At 57.3% G+C, this 21,847-nt stretch carries 15 protein-coding genes; 8 read left to right on the forward strand and 7 right to left on the reverse strand.

Annotated elements, in window-relative coordinates; genetic code table 11:
* Positions 1 to 213 precede the first annotated feature (213 nt).
* From ACR0FG_RS02625 to ACR0FG_RS02635, 3 genes are read left to right on the forward strand one after another with little or no spacing between them, the layout of a single operon-like run.
* Positions 214 to 1,929 (forward strand): ShlB/FhaC/HecB family hemolysin secretion/activation protein, encoded by a 1,716-nt coding sequence (locus ACR0FG_RS02625; RefSeq protein ID WP_480889783.1) that lies wholly within the window; start codon positions 214 to 216, stop codon positions 1,927 to 1,929.
* Positions 1,874 to 5,581 carry a two-partner secretion domain-containing protein gene (locus tag ACR0FG_RS02630; RefSeq protein WP_480889785.1) on the forward strand — a complete coding sequence of 1,236 codons (3,708 nt, stop codon included), beginning with the start codon at positions 1,874 to 1,876 and terminating at the stop codon, positions 5,579 to 5,581. Before ACR0FG_RS02625 ends, ACR0FG_RS02630 begins: the two co-directional genes overlap by 56 nt.
* Before the next feature lie 25 nt (positions 5,582 to 5,606).
* Positions 5,607 to 7,535 (forward strand): caspase family protein, encoded by a 1,929-nt coding sequence (locus ACR0FG_RS02635; RefSeq protein ID WP_480889787.1) that lies wholly within the window; start codon positions 5,607 to 5,609, stop codon positions 7,533 to 7,535.
* 49 nt (positions 7,536 to 7,584) lie between these two features.
* On the opposite strand, the gene ACR0FG_RS02640 is transcribed toward ACR0FG_RS02635, so the two are convergent.
* Positions 7,585 to 8,640: an OmpA family protein gene (locus ACR0FG_RS02640; protein ID WP_480889790.1), complete on the reverse strand. Its 1,056-nt coding sequence runs from the start codon at positions 8,638 to 8,640 to the stop codon at positions 7,585 to 7,587.
* A gap of 144 nt (positions 8,641 to 8,784) precedes the next feature.
* Between ACR0FG_RS02640 and ACR0FG_RS02645 the strand changes: the two genes are divergently transcribed.
* Positions 8,785 to 10,272, forward strand: coding sequence for a caspase family protein (locus ACR0FG_RS02645; RefSeq protein WP_480889793.1), 1,488 nt, complete (start codon positions 8,785 to 8,787; stop codon positions 10,270 to 10,272).
* A gap of 8 nt (positions 10,273 to 10,280) precedes the next feature.
* Here ACR0FG_RS02645 and ACR0FG_RS02650 read toward each other — a convergent pair whose 3' ends face one another.
* From ACR0FG_RS02650 to ACR0FG_RS02660, 3 genes are read right to left on the reverse strand one after another with little or no spacing between them, the layout of a single operon-like run.
* Entirely contained in the window at positions 10,281 to 10,700 is a 420-nt protein-coding gene (locus ACR0FG_RS02650; RefSeq protein WP_480889795.1) for a hypothetical protein, read from the reverse strand.
* Positions 10,697 to 11,401, reverse strand: a complete 705-nt coding sequence (locus ACR0FG_RS02655; RefSeq protein ID WP_480889797.1) for a hypothetical protein — start codon at positions 11,399 to 11,401, stop codon at positions 10,697 to 10,699. The genes ACR0FG_RS02650 and ACR0FG_RS02655 overlap by 4 nt, the downstream gene beginning before the upstream one ends.
* Positions 11,371 to 12,873: a caspase family protein gene (locus tag ACR0FG_RS02660; RefSeq protein ID WP_480889800.1), complete on the reverse strand. Its 1,503-nt coding sequence runs from the start codon at positions 12,871 to 12,873 to the stop codon at positions 11,371 to 11,373. The genes ACR0FG_RS02655 and ACR0FG_RS02660 overlap by 31 nt, the downstream gene beginning before the upstream one ends.
* A gap of 291 nt (positions 12,874 to 13,164) precedes the next feature.
* Between ACR0FG_RS02660 and ACR0FG_RS02665 the strand changes: the two genes are divergently transcribed.
* From ACR0FG_RS02665 to ACR0FG_RS02680, 4 genes are read left to right on the forward strand one after another with little or no spacing between them, the layout of a single operon-like run.
* Positions 13,165 to 15,231, forward strand: a complete 2,067-nt coding sequence (locus tag ACR0FG_RS02665) for a S8 family serine peptidase (RefSeq protein ID WP_480889802.1) — start codon at positions 13,165 to 13,167, stop codon at positions 15,229 to 15,231.
* Between the two features lie 11 nt (positions 15,232 to 15,242).
* Positions 15,243 to 16,511, forward strand: coding sequence for a ComEC/Rec2 family competence protein (locus ACR0FG_RS02670; RefSeq protein ID WP_480889804.1), 1,269 nt, complete (start codon positions 15,243 to 15,245; stop codon positions 16,509 to 16,511).
* A gap of 12 nt (positions 16,512 to 16,523) precedes the next feature.
* Entirely contained in the window at positions 16,524 to 17,654 is a 1,131-nt protein-coding gene (locus tag ACR0FG_RS02675; RefSeq protein ID WP_480889806.1) for an SIR2 family protein, read from the forward strand.
* Positions 17,647 to 18,765, forward strand: coding sequence for a patatin-like phospholipase family protein (locus tag ACR0FG_RS02680; RefSeq protein WP_480889807.1), 1,119 nt, complete (start codon positions 17,647 to 17,649; stop codon positions 18,763 to 18,765). Before ACR0FG_RS02675 ends, ACR0FG_RS02680 begins: the two co-directional genes overlap by 8 nt.
* A gap of 8 nt (positions 18,766 to 18,773) precedes the next feature.
* On the opposite strand, the gene ACR0FG_RS02685 is transcribed toward ACR0FG_RS02680, so the two are convergent.
* From ACR0FG_RS02685 to ACR0FG_RS02695, 3 genes are all read right to left on the reverse strand, one after another.
* Complete coding sequence (locus ACR0FG_RS02685; RefSeq protein ID WP_480889810.1) at positions 18,774 to 20,096, reverse strand: serine hydrolase domain-containing protein; 1,323 nt, start codon at positions 20,094 to 20,096, stop codon at positions 18,774 to 18,776.
* Between the two features lie 111 nt (positions 20,097 to 20,207).
* Positions 20,208 to 20,876: a D-lyxose/D-mannose family sugar isomerase gene (locus ACR0FG_RS02690; RefSeq protein WP_480889812.1), complete on the reverse strand. Its 669-nt coding sequence runs from the start codon at positions 20,874 to 20,876 to the stop codon at positions 20,208 to 20,210.
* Between the two features lie 7 nt (positions 20,877 to 20,883).
* A complete protein-coding gene (locus ACR0FG_RS02695) occupies positions 20,884 to 21,819 on the reverse strand; it encodes a carbohydrate kinase family protein (protein WP_480889813.1) in 936 nt (311 codons plus the stop codon).
* Between the last annotated feature and the right edge of the window lie 28 nt (positions 21,820 to 21,847).

Consider the following 21,847-nt stretch of genomic DNA (forward strand, 5'->3'; position numbering starts at 1 on the left):
ACGCTGACCCGCGGCTAAAGTTACGAAAAGGCATGAGTTTTGTGAACTGTGACACAGACAGCTTGGATTGAACCCGGCACTGCTGTTGGTCAATTCCAACAGGCGATGACTAATGTTCAATTCAACCTTGCTTTGGTTCAGCGATTGGGATTTGGTTAAGAACGCTCCAGTCAAGCGCCCATGTTGGTTTCTGTTCAGAGGTCGCCTAGAAAAATGTTAAAAATCCGGCGTCTATTACATCTGACAGTCCTGATTGTTCTTGGCGGCTTTGCGACCGCGAACGTGGCTGTGGCGCAAAGTGCCTCCAATCTGGCCCCGTCGACATTTCAGCCGCAAAACCAGCGCAGCACCGGCCCGGTGACTGTGGCGCGCGATCCCGGTGCCCCGGTGCCGGAAGGGGCGGATCGGTTGTTCGTGACCGTTGGCGCGGTTCGGATCGAAGGCGCCTTGCCGCAGATGCAGGCCGCAAATGATGGATTCGTCGCGCGGCTGACCGGTCAGCGGGTGGCGGTCTCGGAAATCTTCGCCGCGACCAGCCAGTTGGAAAATGCCTATACAAACGCGGGATTTGTCCTGTCGCGGGTTGTCCTGCCGCAGCAGGTCTTGCGCGATGGCGGGACGCTGCGCATCGTGGTGATCGACGGGTTTGTCGAAAGCATCAACGCCGACAAGGTGCCCGAACAGGCCCGCGATCGGGTGGTGGCCATCACTCGGCCCCTGATCGGGAAAAGGGGGGTGCGGCTGAATGAAATCGAACGGGCGCTGCTGTTGGCCGGGGATATATTCGGGATCCGATTGTCCTCGACCCTGTCCGCAGGTGATGCCCGGGGTGGCACGGTTCTGACGCTGGATGGTGAGTTCAAGCAATACACCGGCTCGTACGGTTTCGATAACACGCTGTCCGATGAATTGGGTCCGATAAACCTGAGCCTTGGGCTGGAGGTAAATGGCGCGCTTGAAATGGGTGAAACGTTCTATTTCAGGGCAGGCGGCTCGCCGACCCGGTTTTTCTCGGACGATGCCAAGTACCGTATTCTGGCAGCCGGCACGGTGTTCCCGATCGGCTACGACGGACTGACATTCAATGTCGAGGTCACGTCAAGCAAGGCACAGCCCGATCCCGATCCCGTGCCCAACACCAGCGAGTTCGAGCGGCTTTCTTTCCGCTTCTACTATCCGTGGATACGCACGCGGCAGCTCAATCTGTCATCGCAGTTGATCTTGGATCGCGTCAGCGACTCGCAGGATCTGACCGTGGGTTCGACGGATTTACCGATCTATGACGATGATCTGAGCGTTTTGCGCGCCACGCTGGATGCAAGCTGGAGCTACGACAATGGTACTTTCCTGAGAACGGGTGCCGTTCTGTCGCGCGGGCTGGATGCCTTTGGTGCCAGCGCATCGGGTGGATCGGATGACACGCCTTTGTCACGGCAGGGGGCAAGCGCTGAGTTCACCAAACTTGTCCTGTCGGCGCAATATCAGCGCCCGTTGAATGCGAACTGGTCGGTCAATGTGAACGCCCGCATTCAGGAGAATTTTGGCGACCCGCTGGTCACATCCGAGCAGTTCAGCATCGCCAGCTCAAGTGAGCTTTCGGCCTTTGACGCGGGTGAGCTGCGGGGCGATAACGGTTGGGTTCTGCGAACCGAGCTCGGCCGCTCGCAACAAGTTGAACTGGCTGGAATACCGTTGATTTTCAAACCGTATTTGTTCGGTGCATACGGTGTGTTAGGTATAGAACAACCTACGATTGTCGAACAACGCACAACCAAAGCGTCTTCATACGGTTTGGGGTTTGATCTGTTTACGATTGAGGACTCGGCCTATCGGTCCGGGTCGGTACGAGTAGAATATGGGAGAGGTGAACGTGATGACCTGGGGGCAGACGGAAACCGATTCAGTATCGTTGCAAGCCGAAGATTCTGAGCGCTTTTCGACGATTGATCTGACATTTCTTGCGATGGTTTCGGCCACGGCTTTGCTGTGGGGCACAACCGCGCTGGCACAATCCTTGCCAAATGGCGGCACGGTCGCTGCAGGCGATGTGAGTATTTCGCAGCCAAACGGCAATCAATTGAACATCAATCAGGGTTCGGATGCGGCAGTCGTCAATTGGAATGGTTTTTCTATCGGCAGCGGCTCGACCGTAAATATCCGCCAGCCGGGATCTGACAGTGTGATCCTGAACCGGGTCACCGGGAACACCACCAGTCAGATACACGGGCAGCTCAACGCCAATGGTCAGGTTCATCTGGTCAACCCGAATGGAATATTCATTGGCCCTTCGGGTCATGTGAACACGGCAGGTTTCGTTGCCTCGACGCTTGATATCTCGGATAATGATTTCCTGAATGGCAGATATCGCTATCAGGGCAATGGCAATTCAGCAGCGGTTGAAAATTCGGGGACAATTTCCATTGTCCCCGGCGGGTATGCAGCCCTGATAGGAGGCCGGGTGACAAATTCGGGCCTGATCCGTGTTCCGCTGGGCAAGGTAGGACTTGGCGCGGGAGAGCGGGTGACACTGGACATTTCCGGCGACGGGTTCCTGCAGGTCGCCGTCCCGTCGGACAGCGATGATGATGCGATGGAGGCCCTTGTTACGAACTCGGGCCGGATCGAAGCGGATGGCGGGTTGGTGCATCTTGAGGTCGCCAGCGCACGGGATGCAGCGCGGCAGGTCGTCAATATGTCCGGCGTGATCGAGGCGCGCTCGGTCGGTGGTGTATCCGGCGCTGTGGTTCTGGGTGGGTCCGGTGGTGCAGTGCATGTCAGCGGTACGATTGACACATCGGCCCGCAGGACGCTGGTGGCCAGTTCACCAAGGCCGGTCGTCCGCCCCCAAGCCGGGGGTGATATTACGATCACGGGCGAAGCCATCGTTCTAGCAGGCGCAACGCTGGATGCCAGCGGAGCTGGCGCCGGAGATGGCGGATCCATTCGGGTAGGCGGCGATTTGCAGGGTCAGGGTGACCTGCAGCGGGCTCAGACCACAACCGTGGATGCCGAAAGCCGCCTGATCGCGGATGGTGGAGATCAGGGCAATGGGGGTCGGATCATCGTCTGGTCGGATGACGACACGACTTTTGCGGGTTTCAACTCGGCCCGTGGCGGCGACGTGGCTGGCGATGGTGGATTTGTCGAGGTTTCGGGCAAAATCCAACTCAGCTATCACGGCTTGACCGACACCCGTGCGCCCAACGGCTCACATGGTACCTTGCTGCTAGACCCGTCCAATATAACGATAAACTCAACCGGTGATCCTGGAACGGTGGATCCGACGACGATTGTTGACAATCTCGATATGGGTGATGTCATCATCACTACCGCCGGGACCGGCGCGTTGATCCCCGGCAGCGGCCCACCGATTGATCTGGGCGGTCCTGACGGTGAAGCTGGCAATATCGAGGTCGAAGAGGCGATTTCCTGGTCGACATCGTCGAACCTGACTCTGCGCGCCGACAATAACATTGACATTGACGCCGCGATCACGGCCCCGCTGGGCGGTCTGACAATCAATGCCGCCGGGACGATCGAGACCGGTTCGGGCGGTGCTATCGATGTAGGCTCATTTACGCTGGCAAGCGGATCGTGGGAACAGAATAGCAGTTCGAATCCGTCCTTTTCGGCGGGGGATTTCACGATCACGGATGGGGCGACATTCCTGCGCGCGCGCGGTGGCAGTGGAACTGCGGCAAGCCCTTACCGGTTGACGGATATTTATGGCCTTCAGGGGATAGACAGCACCGGATTGGATACAGCCAGTTTCGAATTGGTGAACAATATCGATGCATCCGTGACGTCTGGTTGGTCCGGAGGCTTTGACCCGATTGACACGTTCTCGGGGTCACTCGATGGCAACCGATTTGCAATTGATAGTTTGACGATAGATCGGATCGATGCGGACGCCGCACTGTTTGTTTTTATAGACGCGGACGCTTCGATATCGAACCTCAGTCTTACCAATGCGGATATTGATGGCGGAACCTCTGCGGGTCTTGCACTGTCGAACGCAGGATTGATCAGCGGTGTATCTGTCGGCGGTACGGTGACGGGCCAGAGCTTTTCGAGCACTTCGCAGGCTGTCGGTTTGGTTGGTTTCAACGAAGGCACCATTGAAGACAGCTTTTCCACTGCGCGTATCGAAGCGATTTCGCCCGCAGACATCTCGGGCGCCACTGTGATCGGGGCCGGTCTGGTCTCGGACAACGTTGGCACGATTGAGCGGTCAAACAGTTCAGGTCCGATCATCTTGTCAACCGTGACGGGCACTGGCGACGGATTTGGGGCTGGTCTGGTGGCATTCAACAGCGGAACAATCCGGGATTCATATTCGACGTCCGATATCACGGCCACCAACCTTGATGGCACCGTGACCATCGGCGGTCTGGTGATAGACAATGACGAAAACCTAGATTTCGGAACGGTCGGCCGGATCGAGCGCACGTATGCAACCGGTGACATCACGGCGACTGGTGCTGGATCGACAAGCTTTGGTGGTCTGGTCGTGTTCAATGATCCTTCGGCCTCGGTCACAGCGTCATTCTGGAACCGGCAGACCACGGGCGTCAGCACCAGCGCCGGGGGCACTTCTTTGACCACTTCGCAGTTGCAGGATACCGAAAGTTTCTACAGGCGCGCGTCGGCTCAGGGGTGGGATTTCACCAGCGTTTGGGCTCCGGGAACCGGCAGCACCAACCCGGCAAACTACACCACCTCGCCAGTTCTGTTTGCGATCCCGGACGATATCGTGGTCCCGGCGAGCGAGACCTCTGGTGCCGCAACGACAGGCACGGTGTATGGCGGGCCGTCGCTCTACAGGTTTGGTCCAGCGTCTGATACGCTGAACACATCTGCGGTATTCAACCCCCTGGATTTTGCAAGCACTTCGCCCGGCACAACATCCTTCACGCTGGACACCAACACGGTGACCAGCAGCGGTGGTCAGGTTTATACGGTCGCTGCCCTTCCGGGTACGGCGGTTATCACCAATGACACCACGATCATCCCGGTTCCGCCCACACCTACGGTAGAGGTGACGCCAACGGTCGATACCACGATCACAGGCGAAGGTGGTGGCGGCACGGCGATCACAACCGTTGCCGAGGCCGAGGCGGCCCTTGGAACTGTGGAGAACGCATCTCAGGAGCTTGAGAATGAGATCGCTGCCTGTGCGTCCGAGGGCAATGACGTAAGCAAGTATCTGGCCTGTCTGGCCGAGGCAATGGACGACTATGCGGCTGATCTTGATGCCATCGTCAAAGGTTTGCCACCCGGATTGGAATCAGTCGGTGACATCATTCGCGGCGCGAGCGCCGGCATTCGTGCGGCAGGGGAAGACGCCAATCGCAAGCTGGCCCTTGCCACCACCGCCGAAGAACGTGCAGCCATCCGCCGCGAGGCGGTTCAGGCCGCACGCCGCGAAATTCGTCAGGCGCAGCGCGAGATTCGCAAAGCCATCACATTGATAAGAGCGACCGATCCCGAGCTTGTCACCATCCAGAACCAACAGGTAGAAACGATAGTGGCCGCTGTTGGTCAGGCCGAGATCAGCCTGACGCGTGCCATTGGCCTTTGATCCATCGGAGACCAAGCCTGTGCTTATGTATCGTTTTTTCGCCCCTCTGGTGTTGTTGCTATTCAGCGCATGTAGTGCGCTGGCGGATAAGCGCGTTGCGCTGGTCATTGGAAACTCGGACTATCAATCGGTTAGCCCGCTGGACAATCCGATCAACGATGCTTCTGACCTTTCCATTGCGCTGGAAGGGTTGGGCTTTGACGTCTTCCTGGGAACGGATCTGACCCGGGACGAGATGCTGGCGCTGGCGGAATCCTACGGTGCGACAGCGGCAGATTCGGATGTGTCGCTGTTGTTTTACGCGGGTCACGGGTTTCAGGTGGACGGACGGAACTATCTTGTGCCCGTTGATGCGCAAATGTCGTCGGCTGCGGATATTCCTGAACAGACCATCGCGATGGAGGAATTTGTCAGCCGGATGGAGCGTTCGGACGGCATTCGGCTGGTATTTCTGGACGCGTGCCGGGACAACCCCTTTGAAGATACAGGCATTGATGTTGGCGGTGAGGGTCTTGCCCGTGTTGGCAGTGCGGCGGATTTCCTTTTTGCTTATGCGACGCAACCTGACAACGTTGCCTTTGACGGCACCGGGCGGAACAGCTTTTTTACCGAAGCGCTGCTGAGCCACATCTATACACCGGGACAGGATATCTCGGATCTTCTGATCTCGGTTCGCAAGGACGTGCTGACCTCGACCGGCGGGCGTCAGATCCCTTGGGACAATTCCTCACTCACGCGTCAGTTTCGGTTTGACAACAGCCCGGTCACGGCATCCGAAGAAACCCTGTTGTGGCAAGTGGCTGCAAATGCGCAGGAACCTTCACTGATGCAGCTATATATGGACCGGTATCCACAAGGCGCGCACGTAAACGAGGTGACGGCTTTTCTGGATCGCGCAGGCCAGGGCGAAACGCTGACGCGCGCTTTGAACGTTGAAGATGAAGATCAACAGGCCGAACGTCTTTGGAAACTGGCGCAGCGTAGCCGGATGCGGCCGCTTTTGGAATTCTACCTAGAGCAATATCCGAATGGAAGTCACGCCGATCAGGCGAAGCGTTTGATCGCCTCGATCCCGCGCTCTGAGGACAGCACGCCGGGGGGTATATGCGAACGGCTGGCCACCCATCCACGTGACCGCACGGCAAGCATCCCTGGCGTGCCCTTCTCGCGCTTGCAGGAAAATGCTCTGACTGCGATTCAGGCTTGCAGCGCGGCGGCGGCTCAGTCGCCTGATCTGTCCCACTATGTGGCCTTGCTGGCGCGCGCGACGATTGCCGCCGGTGATGTGGATCGTGCCGTGACGCTCTACCAACAGGCCGCGGCAGAAGGTGACCTGAGGGCGATGGTGTCCTTGGCTCAACTTCATGAAAGTGGGACCGGCGTGCCGCAGGACGTCAACCGGGCGCTTGAGCTATATGAACAGGCGGCGGCGGGCGGCAGTTTTGATGCGATGATCAATCTGGCCGTCACGTTGTTCGAAGGTCAGATCGTGCCCAAGGACGAAGCCCGCGCCGTTCAGTTGTTGCAACGGGCGGCAGATGGCGGATCGGCCAAGGCGACGTTTAATCTGGGCGTTCTGGCGCAGGATGGCGTAGCGGGTGAGCCATCACAAGCGCTGAACTATTTCCGCAAATCTGCGCGGGATGGCGAGTATCAGGGTTATCTGGCGGCGGCGATCCTTCTGGATGAGGGACGCGGCGTGCCGCGCGATCCGCTTGAGGCGGCCCGGATGTTGCTGCGTGGCGCTGCTGAAGATAACGGGGCAATCGTAGATCAACTGTCACTGGCGTCGGACCAATGGTCGCGCGAAACGTTGATGGAAGTGCAGAACCTGCTGCAAAAAGCGGGTTACTACAACAGCACAATAGATGGCGTTCCCGGACCGAACTTCATTTCCGCGCTCAAACAGTGGCGCAGTGGTGGCTTTGATCCGATCATTCTGGCTGGAAATTAACGCGCGCCTCTGGCCTGTTGCGACCAGAGGCGCGGTTGAGAATACCTATTTAGTTCACCGGCACGAACTCAATCCGTCGATTGCGACGTTTGCCATCAACAGTATCATTCGAAACAACCGGCCGGCTTTCGCCATAACCCACGGTGATCAACCGCTCGGGCGCGATCCCTTGTTCCACCAGATAATTGTTCACGGCCCGAGCCCGGCGCTCACTAAGGGTCCTGTTGGCCGCTTCTGAGCCGTCGCTGTCCGTGTGCCCTCCAATCTCGATCGTCAAGTCTGGACACCGATTGACGATGTCATGCAGATTTGCCAGCAGTGGTATCGAGTCGTTCGAAAGGCGCGCGCTGCCCGAATTGAAATAGATATTTCCGGTGCGTGAGAGAATTTCCATTCGCCCCTCACAAGCCTCGCGGTCCAGATTGCCTTTGGTCTCAAGCGCAGCCGCGCCCGGTGTTGCGGCGACCAATTCCAGTTGTGGTGGCGTACCGGCCTTGGCGCGATCAAAAACGAATCCAAAGCTGATGAAACCAAACGGAAGGATATCAACGCCAGCGGCCTCTTCCAGTTTGGCGCGGCCTTCTTCAAGGTTGAAATCTGTCAGGGCAATTGCAATCGGCGTCGTGTTGGCGACCGCGACCCGATCATTATCCACCAGCGTTATTGCCACCTGAGCTGTTCCATCCTTTTCGACACCGTGCAACGCAAGCCTGTAGGGCAGATCGATAATCTTGTGACGGACCTGATGCAGATCGATCAAGTCAGCCGCCGGAAGCTGGGCAGTAATGACCGCTTCGGGGTAGTTGAAGGTTTCAAAAAAAAGAAACCGCATCCGAACGTTGCGCAGATCGATCTTGGTATCGACACTGTCCATCTGAACGCGAATTTCAGCGGCCCCATCTGGGGTAATCACGCCAGAAAGCGCGGCAAAACCGCTGTTTTCGGCAACTGAATTCTTTTTGACCGACAAAAATTGCAGTTCCGAGGCTTCGCCGTCCAGTTTCCAGCCATGTTCAAACGGGTCGGCGCTTTGCGCCAAAGCCGAATGTGCACAAAGCAGCCCTGCAATGACCAGAAGTTTTCGCATCAAGGTTGAACGCCGCATGTGTGAACCTCTTCCTATGCTTGATACTATTTTTGGAATATGTCAGGCCGAGGTCACAAGAAAGCCAAAAAAGAAAGATACCGTAATTCGAGCTGGTTTGGTGCTCGTGCGGTCACGGGTAACAAAAAATACAAGGGTCACATCGTGCTTCGCCTATACCGACTACTCATAGCGATAATTTCGGTCTTTTGGGCTGCAGCGGGTCTGGCCGAGCCTCGAATTGCATTGGTCATTGGCAACTCGGCCTATGGATCGGTTTCGGCTCTGGACAATCCGGTCAACGATGCAAAGCTGATTACCGAGAAATTGCAAGGGCTTGGCTTCGAAGTTCGGCATCTGTCTGATAGCAATCAGGTCGATATGAAGCGCGCGATTGCCCAATTCGGTCGCGATCTGCGTCAGGGTGGGGAAACGGCCATTGGTTTGTTTTACTACGCCGGTCATGGCGTTCAATCGTTTGGCTCCAACTATCTGCTGCCCGTCGACATCTCGCTGAGCGATCCGGCGGATCTGGATCTGATGGCGGTCGAAGCCCGGTCGGTCCTGCATCAAATGGCATCGGCGCGGAACAGGACGAATATCGTGATTCTGGATGCGTGTCGGAACAATCCGTTCGAGGATCTGGCCGACATGGATGACAACGGGCTGGCGGAAATGAAAGCGCCGACTGGCACGTTTCTGGCCTATGCCACCGATCCGGGTGGGGTGGCGTTGGATGGCGAAGCGGGCAACAGCCCGTTTACGCTGAGCCTTGCCAAGCACATCGAAACGCCGGGCATGGCAATTGAGCAGTTGTTCAAGAAGGTTCGCGTGGATGTTCTGAGCGAAACGCGCGGATTGCAGACCCCTTGGGATACATCCTCGCTGACGCAGGATTTTGCCTTCGCCATTGAGACCGAGACCAAGATAATCGCACACAGGAATGAAGAAGATCAGTGGCAGGAAGTGATGGAAAATCGCGATCCAGTTCAGATTATGTTGTTCCTTCGAACTTTTCCCGACAGCATCCATTCTGACAAGGCCAATGAGCTTTTGAAGACTGTGCTGGCGGAATCCTTTGGTACCATCCAGCCCTTGGTCCCCAAAGCTCCGACCGAGCAGGAAAAGATTGCCGAGGCAACGGAAACCGACCGCTTGATGTTCGAACTGGCTCAAACGGACGACACAGTGCATTCCTATGAGGTCTATCTTCACAGCTTTCCCAGCGGTGCGTTTTCTGACGCCGCAATCGAAAGATTGGCGGCCTTGCGCCTGAAGGATGAGACCGTCACGCGTAAGGCTCAGCCTAGCGGGGCCGCGCCCGAAACGGACAATACCGGCAGTGTCAGCGCAGAGGATGCTGTAACACTCCAGTCAATCCTGACCTTTGGCAACAAGAGGGTTCGGGGCAGGACGATCGAGGAACTGGTCGCGGGATCACCGCAATTTCCACCCATCGACGGTTTGCCCGAGGAATTGTGGAAAGATCAGACCTGTTCCAACTGCCATCAGTGGACACCGGAATCCTTGTGCGATCAGGCACAGACATATGTCAAACGCCCCGCAGCCGGTAACGTGACCAAACAGCATCCGTTCGGCGGCGGCCTCAAGGTTAACCTGCGCCGTTGGGCCATGGGCGGCTGTCAGGGCTGACAGGTGGGTTAACCCGAAAGCTTCGCCAAATCAGCGCTCAGGGCGCGAGCCTCTGAGATGCTGCGCTGCAGGGCTGCCAGTTTTGCCTCGGGCGTGTCCCCTGTGGGGGTATCGTTCAATACGCGGTCAATTCGGGCAGCCGTGGCCGCATCTCCGCCACCGATTGAATCGCGCTGTTGAAGGATTTGCAGCTTCAGCTGAGCCAGTTCCGATTCCGATGATCGCAGCTGTGCCGCCAACGCATCGTTGCGCGCTTGTGCGGCGGCAACATCACCTTCGGCGGTTTCAATGCGTTCGTCATAGGCACCGGTGGCAATGCCAGAGACGCCCGAAAAGAAACCACCCTCTGCCGGGTCGGTTGTGGTTTGGCACGCGCTCAGCGCAAGGCAGGGTAGGACCAGAAAACGGGCTCGGTGCATCTGGGTCATAGGGATGAGGCCAGATCACTTGCAATACCGCGCATCTGCGAGATCTGGTTCGACAGGTTCGCAAGATCCCCGTCGATGGGCGATGCGTTTTGACCTCGGGCAATCGTCAGGCTGCGGGCCTCGGTGAATTCGGCCTGACGCTTGGTTGCGCCGTCGATGGCAAGCTCCATCTGGGTCAGGTTGCCGTTGGCTTCGGTCAGTTCGCGCTGTAGAGCTGCCTGATCCACGGTTCCGGCTGCGACCTGAGCGTTCAGCGCATCCAGCTCGGCCTTCTGCGCAGCAAGAACCTGATTCATCACATTGAGGGTCGTCTGCATTTCTGCTGCGTTGCTGTCCAAATCACTCTTGATCTGTTTCAGCCGTCTCTCACGTCCTGCATATTGCTTTTGAACATAGCCCACATAAGTACCGGCCAGTGCCCCGGCCCCAAGACCAAGCGCTATTCCGGTGCCGACATCATCGCTACTGCCGCCCAGACCAAACCCGATTGCCCCGCCTGTGACACCACCGGCGAGCGCACCCTGCAGAATGGTTTTCTGCAAGGCAGCGGCTTGTTTGGCCAGATCCGCCTCGGCCTGCGTCGACCCGCCAGACGTGACTTCTGGTGCGGGTTCTTCCTTTGAGCGGCCACAGGCCGACAGACCAAGTGACACCGAGATCAACGCAGCGATCAGTCGGGTGGAATGAGATCGGCCAGCCATTGGTAACTCCCTTTTTTGCTATCTTCGACCTGCGCCACATGGCGCAGAAACAGGGCAGCATCTTCGGTCAGTTGCGCCGTTGCATACCCCAAATCACGCGATTCAGATGCCCCGCTGATAATCGTCGTATCAATGCCGGGCGGAAAGAATATCGCGGCGCGGTTCATGACTTCGTCATAATAACTGCGGCTTTGATCAAGCCTGCGCAGTATGATGCCCCGCGATCTGTAGATGTCATAAACGTCGTTCCGGGCCTGCTGCAGAATGGGCAGAGCGTCCGAGTTCGAGCGGGCAAGCTCTTCGATCTGAGCCAAAGCATCTTCGGCGATGCCCAAAGTTCGTTCGATGCTGCGCAATGCAACGATATCTGTGCGCAGCCTTTGCAAGGTGGTCGCCGCCAGAAAGACCGAAACCTGCGCCGCATCTTCGTACAGGCGTTCGGCTGATGCGGTTTCCTGAGCAGGCAGGCGGCGGCGATAGCTGTTCAAAGCGGGCCCAAGATCGCGCGTTTGTTCGTGGCCCAGATGGCCCAGGGCAAGTAGCGCCGCCGCAACTCGATCGGGGTTTGCCTCGGTCAAAGTTGCACTGACAGGGGCCAGCGGCGCATTTGTGCCTGTTTGCAGGGCCGTAATCCGCTCGCGCGCAAAAGACGCGAACAGACCATCGGGATAGGTTTTGAGATAATCTTCAAACGCCTGATGCTCGGAACTGGAGGAGATGTTTCGCCAATGGGCCAGATCGGCGGCGGTTGCATCTTCGGTGATCTCAGCGGCGAGGCCGGGCGCAAAGCTGTGATCATCGAGGACGGATTCCTCGACCCAGGGGATCTGGCGACCGTCGGTTTCCAGCACAACCTGCTGGCGGACCCGCCCCAACATCAGCCGAATATCCAGATCGGGCGTCGCGATATGGTCTAGCAACCCCGAAGTAAAAACGCTGTTCTGTCCGATCCCGTCATAGGCAACGTTGCCCGGATCGGTGGCATAGGCAATCAGCAGTCCGGCCCCGCCTCGGGTTCTGACCAGACCTCGCTCGACCAACCCGCTGTCTGAAAACGGATTGTTGCGACAGGCATCCAGCAACAGGATGCCCACGTCGGGCCCCGCCCGAGCCATGACATCGCGCACCTTGTCCAGGGTTATCGAACTGCGCCGCAAGGCCTGAAGATCACTGCCTTCGAACTCCGTCCCAATCAGGTGATTTTCGCCTCCGATTTGCACGCCGTGACCGGCGTAGAAAAACACCGCCATCTCGGCCCCTTTGGCGGCTTCGCCAAAGCGAGTAAGCGCTTGCTGCATCATGTTGGCATTCTGGTCGGTTGCCTCAGAGACGTCGAAGCCGAGTTCCCGCAAGGCATCGCCGAGCGCCGTGACGTCATTCACCGGATTGCGCAGGGCCATATCCTCAGACGCGTAGTTGGAATTTCCGATCAGCAAGGCAACGCGGCCCGACGCGTGGGCCGAAACGGTCATGAATATCAATCCCAGCGTCACCCCGATCAAATGGCGGGGCGGCAATACGAAAGGCAGGATCAGCTTCATTGGGGCAGATTAGCGCAAGACACTATCCAAGAATAGCCAGTGATTGACCGCTTTCAGAAGCTGAATAAAGAAATTGCGATCCATGAAGGTCTGGGAATTCGAATTTCAATTCAAGGTTGTAGCCGCCATGGTCCAGACACCGCGGACCAACCAGGTTCTTCGCTCATTTGTTGAAATTCGAAACCAATGTTAGCCTGTTGGCAGATTAACAAGGATTGATTTATGCAACAGGTCGCAATTGCCGCCGAATTGGTAAAGTCAATTTTGTATGGCTCGTCGGGTGGGCAACGCTTTACTCAAGATTCTCCGGTTTTACCCGAAATCTGGACGCGGTTCGCTGCCGATCCAAATGTCGTGCCAGATTGTCTTATCGTGCCGCGCCGAGGTCATCAGGCCCATCATGTGGCCGATGAACTGCACGCACGCCTGTCCTCGTGGGAGAGGGCGAGCAAATACAATCATCGAAACGCGGTTTCAGACATACCCGGTCTGACCTCGGCTACATTGAATTTGGATGAAGTGGTCAATGTCGTCATGCCGCTGACGCGTTGGTGGCAGTCGGACGGAATGGGGCATTGGGTCGAGTTGTTTTCGGAAGACGCGATCGCGTTTGTAGTGCGCGCAGCGTTCGAATTCCTCGCCAGCGAAGGTGTCGGACGTAGCGAGCGGATGTCCGAGTATTTGCAACAGGTTCTTGCGAATAGCCCGATCAGTGAAGAAGGTGCCCGACTGATCAAAGCAACGCCCGATAGCACGATCCGGATTCTGGTGCTGATCGCGATGATCCAAAGCGCCCGGAACCCTGGCGATTGGTTAGAGGGAATGAACCAGCCACCGGAACACGGACATCTAATGCTAAATCGTCTGGATCAGTTCGATAACAATGAGATCGAAAAAGCCCTGAGCGATGTTCTTGATCGCGCCTACCTGTTAAATCGGACGGTCCCCCAGACCCAATTCTACGTCTTATCTGATCGCAGCTTTGACCCGCGACTTGTCTTTACGCTCAGCCTGAACCGCGCCGCGGAAGTCAGCAGTATGGAGTCTGCGACAACAACCAAGGCAGATGCAGCCTATCGTGTGTTCAATATTTCCACGTCGCGGATCACATGGGCTGTCATCGACTCGGGTATCGACGCCACGCATCCCGCATTCTACCGGTTCAAGGATGATGCGGAACGGGCCGATTGGAAGGGCGCAGACTTTCTCGATCAGAAGGTCGATGCGGGACAGTCCCGCATAAAGTCAAAGTATGATCTGACGATCCTGAAACGGTTTCGGGACCGGGATCTGATCCATGACGCAGATGAACGCGAAGTTCTGTTGGCCGCAGTGCTCGAAAACCAGAGGGTAGCCACAGAACCGGATCAACGGGTGCAAGACGACGCCGAAGCCCGGCTACGCCTTTCCATGGAGGATGTCTTTGGGGATCTGGCGAAAGGGAGGCCCTTCAATTGGGAACTGATCGAGCGAATGCTGAGGGTGGATCACTCGATCAGGCCGCGAAACGATCACGGGACACATGTGGCCGGAACGTTGGGCGGGGCTTGGATCGAGTTTGGAGATCAGGGCCCAGACTGGGTTTACGGAATGTGCCGGGATATCGAACTGATCGACCTCATGGTCGTCGGGGACACACCTGAAACGACCGAGTTTGCGGTGATTGCCGCGCAGCGTCTGGTGCGGTATCTCAATCAGAGGCAGGACTTCCTGTATATCCATGGGGTCAATATTTCGATGTCGATCCCGCATGACGTGACGAATTATGCCTGTGGTCGCACGCCCGTCTGTATCGAGGCCGAGAATCTGGTCGGAAACCGTGTCGTGGTGGTGGCTGCTGCGGGTAATCTGGGGTTCAATCAGTTCCAGACTGCCAATGGCGTGGTCGATTTGCACACCAATACATCGATCACCGATCCGGGGAATGCGCAGGCGGTGATTACCGTGGGCTCGACGCACCGGCTTGAGCCCCACAATTATGGCGTCAGCTATTTTTCAAGCCGCGGACCAACCGGGGATGGCAGGATGAAACCGGATCTGGTTGCGCCCGGTGAAAAGATCAAAGCGCCGGTCTGCAACCGTCAGCTTGGCGTACTGGAGGGCACATCAATGGCCGCCCCCCATGTCAGCGGCGCCGCGGCGATCCTGATGGCCCGGTTCAAGGAACTGCGTGGCAAGCCGCAGCGGATCAAAGAGATCCTGTGCAGCTCGGCGACGGACCTGGGCCGGGAACGCGCCTATCAGGGGGCCGGTCTGGTTGATGTGTTGCGCGCATTGCAGTCGATCTGAAGGAGGACAAAATGCCGGATATCCTGTCGCTCGAAGCCTTGCCTGCGCGCAAAGGGGATTGTCTGATCCTGTATTTCGGCTCGGCCAGCGCGCCCAGATTGTGCATAGTCGATGGTGGCCCTTCGCAGGTATATGGGCCGTTCCTGCGCCCAAGGCTCGAGGATATTCGTCAGCACAAGGCGCTTGGCCCGACTGATGCTCTGATCGTCGATCTTCTTGTCGTCAGCCATCTGGACGACGATCATATCAACGGCATCCTCGAACTGGTGCGCAAAGAGGCCGAAATTGTCACCGGCGGGGCCGAGCCGAAATATCTGAACATCCATCGCATGTGGCACAATGTCTTTGATGACATTCTGGGCAATGCCGCTGATGAACTGCCGGTTGTGGTTGGCGGGCTCGCTGCGCTGAACTCGGACGACGCAAGGGCCCGGTTGACGCAGATTCTGGACCAGGAGAAGAATGAAAGCGACGCGGTGCTGGCCAGTATCGGTCAAGGCCGCGACCTTCGGAATGCCGTGGCGCCACTGACTGCACAGGGGCTCGAGATCAACGCGCCATTCCGGCCCGAGGATCTGATCCAGATGACCGAGACCGACAGCGATGTCGTGACAAGTTTCGGCAATGATCTGAAAATCACCATCATTGGCCCGATGCGGGCCGAAGTGGATCGGTTGCAGCGTGAATATGACAAATATCTGGAAAAAAAGCGCCTCAACGTTCCAGCAGCCGAGGCGTTTCTGGCCGCATTCTCAAAAGACACCAGCGTTACCAATTTATCTTCGATCGTGATGTTGTGCGAAGCTGGCGGAAAGTCCGTTCTGATGACCGGAGACGCGCGGGGCGACAAGGTTCTGGAAGGTTTGGAGAAAAAAGCACTGCTGCAACCCGGCGGGACATTTCATGTAGATGTTCTGAAAGTGCAGCATCACGGCAGCCCCCGCAGTTCCGAGGCAGAGTTCTTCAAACGCGTAACGGCGGATCATTATGTATTCAGCGGCAATGGCGATCATGGAAACCCTCATCCCGTCACGCTGGAAATGATCCGGCAAGCGCGTGGCGCTGCCTCGATGACCTTCCATTTTACCTACTCCATCGCTGAGATTGACGAAAAAAGCGAAGACTACGCTGTCAGCCGCAACAAACCTTGGACGCCCGAAGAAAACGGCGTGGCGCATTGGATCGCAACCCATGCCGGGGTGGGCAGCAATCTGGTGATCAACGTTCCGACGGATCGCAGGGGTGTCAGGATTGATCTTCTGGACGCTATCGAGTTTTAGAAAGGGCGGGTCATGAGCCATGCAATCCCCAAGAAAGACCGCAAAAAGCTGCAAAGCGCGTTCTCTGATCAGCGCCTTACGATGTATTTGGGGGCAGGAGTCTCGGCTGGCAGCGGATTGCCGACATGGGAAAAACTTGTTCTTGCACTTTACTTTGCGACGGTCTCGGAACAGCGCCTTCCCGGGTGGCGGCCTTTTCCCAACTACCTTTTTGCCATTGCCGATTGGTATCTGACAACGCGGCAAGAGCCGCTGGAAATTACGGCACGCAAGCTCAAGGCTTTACTGTCCGAGCGCCAGGATGAGAGTTCAGATTTTCAAACTGCGTTGCGAAACGCGCTTTATGGATTGCAAACCGACAGTCTGGATCAGCAGGAACCGCCCCCGATCCACCATAATGCGACGTTAATGGCCGTGCGTGACCTGTGCCTTGCCAAGACGAAGGCGGCCTACGGGGTGCGTTCGGTCATCACCTACAACTACGATGACCTGCTTGAACGGGCATTGGCCGAAGCAAGCCAGCGGAACGTATCGCCGGTTTTTGATCACTCGCCTGCTGATGAGGGGCATCTACCGGTGTTTCACGTTCATGGCTACTTGCCGTTTCTGCCGGATCCAGACCGCAAGGATGAGGGACTGATATTTTCGGAAGAGGAATACAATCAGACCGCAACGGACCCATATCATTGGTCCAACATCGTACAACTGCGCGAAATGTCCAACAGCGTGGGCGTGATGGTGGGTTTGTCGCTGTCGGATCGCAATATCCGAAGGCTTCTTGATGCGCTGAAACAGGCCCCGGTGCGACCAGAGCTTTATGCATTGATGAGAGAGCCTTACAAGATCGAGATGTCCGAGCAGGATGTCAATCAGATCAACGACAAAGCGGTCAGTCTTTTTCGCGAGTTCAGAAAGTCCGGGATCAAAAATCGGGGCGGTTCCGATTCCGTAGGCTTCAATCACGGACCGGCCCTCAAGACAAAGCGGCGATACGCCCATGACATTCGCGGTATCACTTCGGCAGTGGATGATATCGACAAATCCATGGACGAGGCAGTGCTGAAAGAGCTGGGCATCACGCCAATCTGGTACAACACGCACAGCGACATTCCGAAGATACTGAAAGAGATATCAGATGTCTGATCCCACTGAACAAATTAACAAAAACAAGGCGCTGACGGGTCTTGCGCTATCAGGCGGTGGTTTTCGAGCGGTGTTGTTCCATACCGGCGCACTGATCCGGCTGAACGAACTGGGGCTATTGCCGCAACTGGATCGCATCACCAGCGTTTCCGGCGGGTCGATCGTGTCGGGCCGTCTGGCGGTATGTTGGGGCGATCTTGATTTCTCGGACAATGGCGTGGCGCGCGCATTTCAGGCGCAGGTGGTTGATCCCCTGCGGGCGCTTTGTAGCCGGACGCTGGATCTGAGGGTGATCATTCTGGGACTTTTGCCCATTGGCAAAGGCGTAACCGACCGATTGATGGATGCTTATGACACCGCGCTCTTTGACGGTCAAACCCTGAACAACCTGCCATCCAGGCCTCATTTCATCTATCAGGCTGCAAACCTGTCGACAGGCCGTTCAGTCCGGTTTTCCGATCGGCGCATTGCGGATTACCTGATAGGTGAGATCAAGGATGTATCGTCCTTTCGGCTGGCACAGGCCGTCGCGGCCTCCAGTGCCTTTCCACCGGTCTTGTCCCCGGTCAGGCTGCGGCTGGACCCAAACGCCTGGAGTCCGATGGATGGTGCCGATCTGTTTGAAGATGTTCAGCAGAAAAGCGAACTGCTGCTGACCGATGGCGGATCGTATGACAATCTGGGCGTCGAGCGTATTGATGGCTATGGCACTATTCTGGTCAGTGACGCCGGCGCAGCGTTCAGGTTGCAGCGGGGGTTTGCCTTGCTGTCGCCGAAACAGGTTCTGCGGACGCTGAACATGACAATGGATCAGGTGCGCAGCGTTCGGCTGAGGTATCTGTTCGACATGGTGAAAGGGCGGGATGATACGCTGGCCTATTGGGGCATCGGGCAAAGGCCCGAGAAAATTTCCCTGTCGCCTGCTTTGACTGTCAGCCCGCAAACCGCCCAAAAACTGTCCAGAACCCGGACACGTCTGAACCGGTTCACCGATGAGGAGCAGGAGCAGTTGATAAACTGGGGCTATGCGGTTTGTGATACCGCAACGCGGAGTTTCCAAAGCGACACTTCACCGGCTCCAAAATTCCCGCACCCAGATCGCCGCATGTAACGCTTATCCTAGTTTCCCAGCGCTGCGATCACCTGTTTTGCCAGCGGCAGCGGCGAGTAGCCAAGCCGCGAGGGCGTGAGGCCAAGCCTGACGATCACCAGATCATGTGACGGGAATATACCGATGGATTGGCCGTCATGCCCCTGCATCCAGACCGCATCTTCAAACGGGGGTAGATCGCCGGGCGGTTCAATCCAAAGATGGCCCTTGGCATAAAGCCCGTCAGAGGCCTCGACCGGTTCGAACATCCAGTCTACGAAGCCTTCGGGTAACATCTGCCGTCCGTTCCAGGCCCCTTTCTGCAACAGGAACTGCCCAAACCGGGCCCAGTCGCGGGCCGTTGCGTACATGTAGCTTGATCCGACAATTGTGTCGTTGGCATCGGTTTCCAAAACGGTCGAGGTCATGCCCAGCGGTTCAAACAACACCTCGCGCGGGTAAGTCAGGCTGTCACCCTGAACCGCGTCCTGCCATGCGCGCGACAAAACCGTTGATGTCCCCGAGGAGTAGTTGAAGACCGCGCCGGGTTTTGCATCTACCGCGCGGTTTGCCGCGAAACCGGCCATGTCGTCATTCAGATAGAGCATCCGGGTGACGTCCGAGACGTCGCCATAGTCCTCATTCCAATCCAACCCGCTGGACATGGCCAACATGTCCGCGATTGTGATTTTGCTCCGGCTGTCAGTAGTCCAATCCGGATAGCTGGCGGTCAGATTATCGTCTAGTGACATTTGACCCGACCTGATCAAAGTGCCGATCAGCCCTGCTGTCACGGTTTTGGTCATCGACCACCCAAGCAGCGGCGTGTTTTCATCAAACCCGTCAGCATAGCTTTCGCCCACGATCCGCCCGTTATGCACAATCACAACGGCGCGGTAGCCCTCGCCAAGCAGTTCTTCCTCAGACAGCGTCGCATCCAATGAGGGGGTCAGAGACGGCGTCACGTCGTTGCCGCGCGGCCATGTGCCCACGGACAGTGGCGAAAGCGCGGGCAGAGTGCGGTTGCTGAGGTCGGCGTCGTGAACATTGGTACATCCAAGACCTTCGCGGTACTGCGATGTAGCCGGGGCGAAGACCTTGAACATCCGGGCCGTGACGCTTTGCCGATCCGGGTCCACCTTGATCGAGACCTGTCTGAGCAGCGGATGCCCCGGGGCCTGTACGTCGACGGACAGAACCTCTTGTGGGTCGCGGCCTGCTATAAAGACGTTCGAGCAGACGATTTTGGCTGAATAGTTCGTGCCGACCTTCAACAGGTTTGGCGGTGCGATCAGCAGATATCCGATCGCAGCAACAACACCCAAAGCCGCAACCACGGCAACACGCCTCAACGCTCTTCCAAACATATAGTTCCCGAACGGATGTCCGGCCTCATCGTCCCGCCGTCATCAATTCAGACTGTGGTATGTTTGGCCAGACTTCCGTCGCGTACCCCCGCCGGATCAGGAATAGTCGGAAACCAGCAGGAACTCGGGCACAGTGTCTTCCTCGATCGTTGCAAAGCGCGGGATTGGGTCCTCGAAGACGTTGTCGGTGCGATCGTCGTTCACGGTCGAGACCTCTCCGATCAGACAATCGCCCTGTTCCGCCCAGAATGCGTGCCAGATGCCGGGCATCAGCGTCACACTCTGCCCGGGTTTCAGCCGCAGCAGTTCACCGGGCTGGATCGTAACCGGGCATCCGTCGCTGGGCACAACAACCGCGGTGTCGCGGTCGATCCCGCCCTCGGGATCCGAGGCATAGATTTCCATGACAAGATCGCCGCCGCCTCGATTTATGATATCTTCGGCCTTGAGGATATGGCGATGCATCGGCGACAGCTGTTTATCGCGCGAAATCAACAGCTTTTCGGCGTAGAGCATCCCGCGTCCCGCGCTCAGGTCATTGACGTCGCCATTGCGCAACGTGAACAGGAACAGACCCAGTTCGTCGAATCGACCCTGCCCGTAGTCGGTGATATCCCAACCCAGCCCGCGTTCGCGAATGCCGTCGGCCTGTGCGCTGCGCATCTGGTCCGGGGTCCAGTCGGCAAAAGGCGGTAGGACCGCGCCGAAGGAATGGATAAAGGCCTGCGCCTCGGTCTTGATGCGGTTGATGTCAGATCGTTTCATTTGGGTCTCACTGCTCGGGAAGTTCATGCGCCCAAGGCGGGTTTGCCCCGGCGCGCGATACGGTAATTGAGGCGACCTGTGCCCCTTGGGCCAGGGCCGAACGCAGTGCTTCAGCCGGAAGCGACGGCAGGGCGGATTTGTTCAGATAACCGGACGCATCCAATGCGGCCAATACGCCTGCGTTGAATGTGTCGCCTGCACCAACCGTATCAACAACTGCGACCTTATTGACAGGAACCGTCACCTCGGTCCCGTTTGCCATATATCCGGTGGCCCCGTCGCTGCCACGCGTCAGGATCACAATGCTCGGCCCAGCCTGCAGCAACAAAGGGATTTTTTCCGCAAGATCCTCGGGCCCGGGAATGATCCAGTTCAGGTCTTCATCCGAAACTTTGACAATATCGGCCTGCGCGATCATCCGGTTCAGTCGGGTGCGATATCGTGTCTGATCCGCGATGAAATCCGGGCGGATATTCGGGTCCAGCATCACGGCCCTATCCGTCCCGTGGCGTGACAACAGCGCGGCATAGGCATCTGCGCAGGGCTCGCAGGCCAGACTGATCCCGCCCAGATACAGGGCTGTGACCCCGGGTAGTTGGTCCGGCATGTCTTCGGAGCTCAGCATACGCCCGGCAGAGTTTTCGTCCATGAAACTGTATGTGGCTTGTCCGTCGCTCAGCTTCACAAAAGCCAGCGTTGTAGGGCGATCACGGGTGATGACATGGCTGGTATCCACATGGCTGATCTGCAGCGCGGCCATCAGTTGCTGACCAAACATGTCTGTCGAAAGCCCGGTCAACATTGCGGCGGGCGCACCGAGGCGACCCAGACCAATGGCTGTATTAAATATGGCTCCGCCGGAATGGGGGACAAACCCGCTGACACCCGAAACCGTGGGTTCGGCGATCATGTCGATCAGGGCTTCTCCGCAGCACAGGATCATCTTGGGGTTCCTTTTGACTTTTGCGTGC

This window comes from Ruegeria sp. E1 (assembly GCF_056534225.1).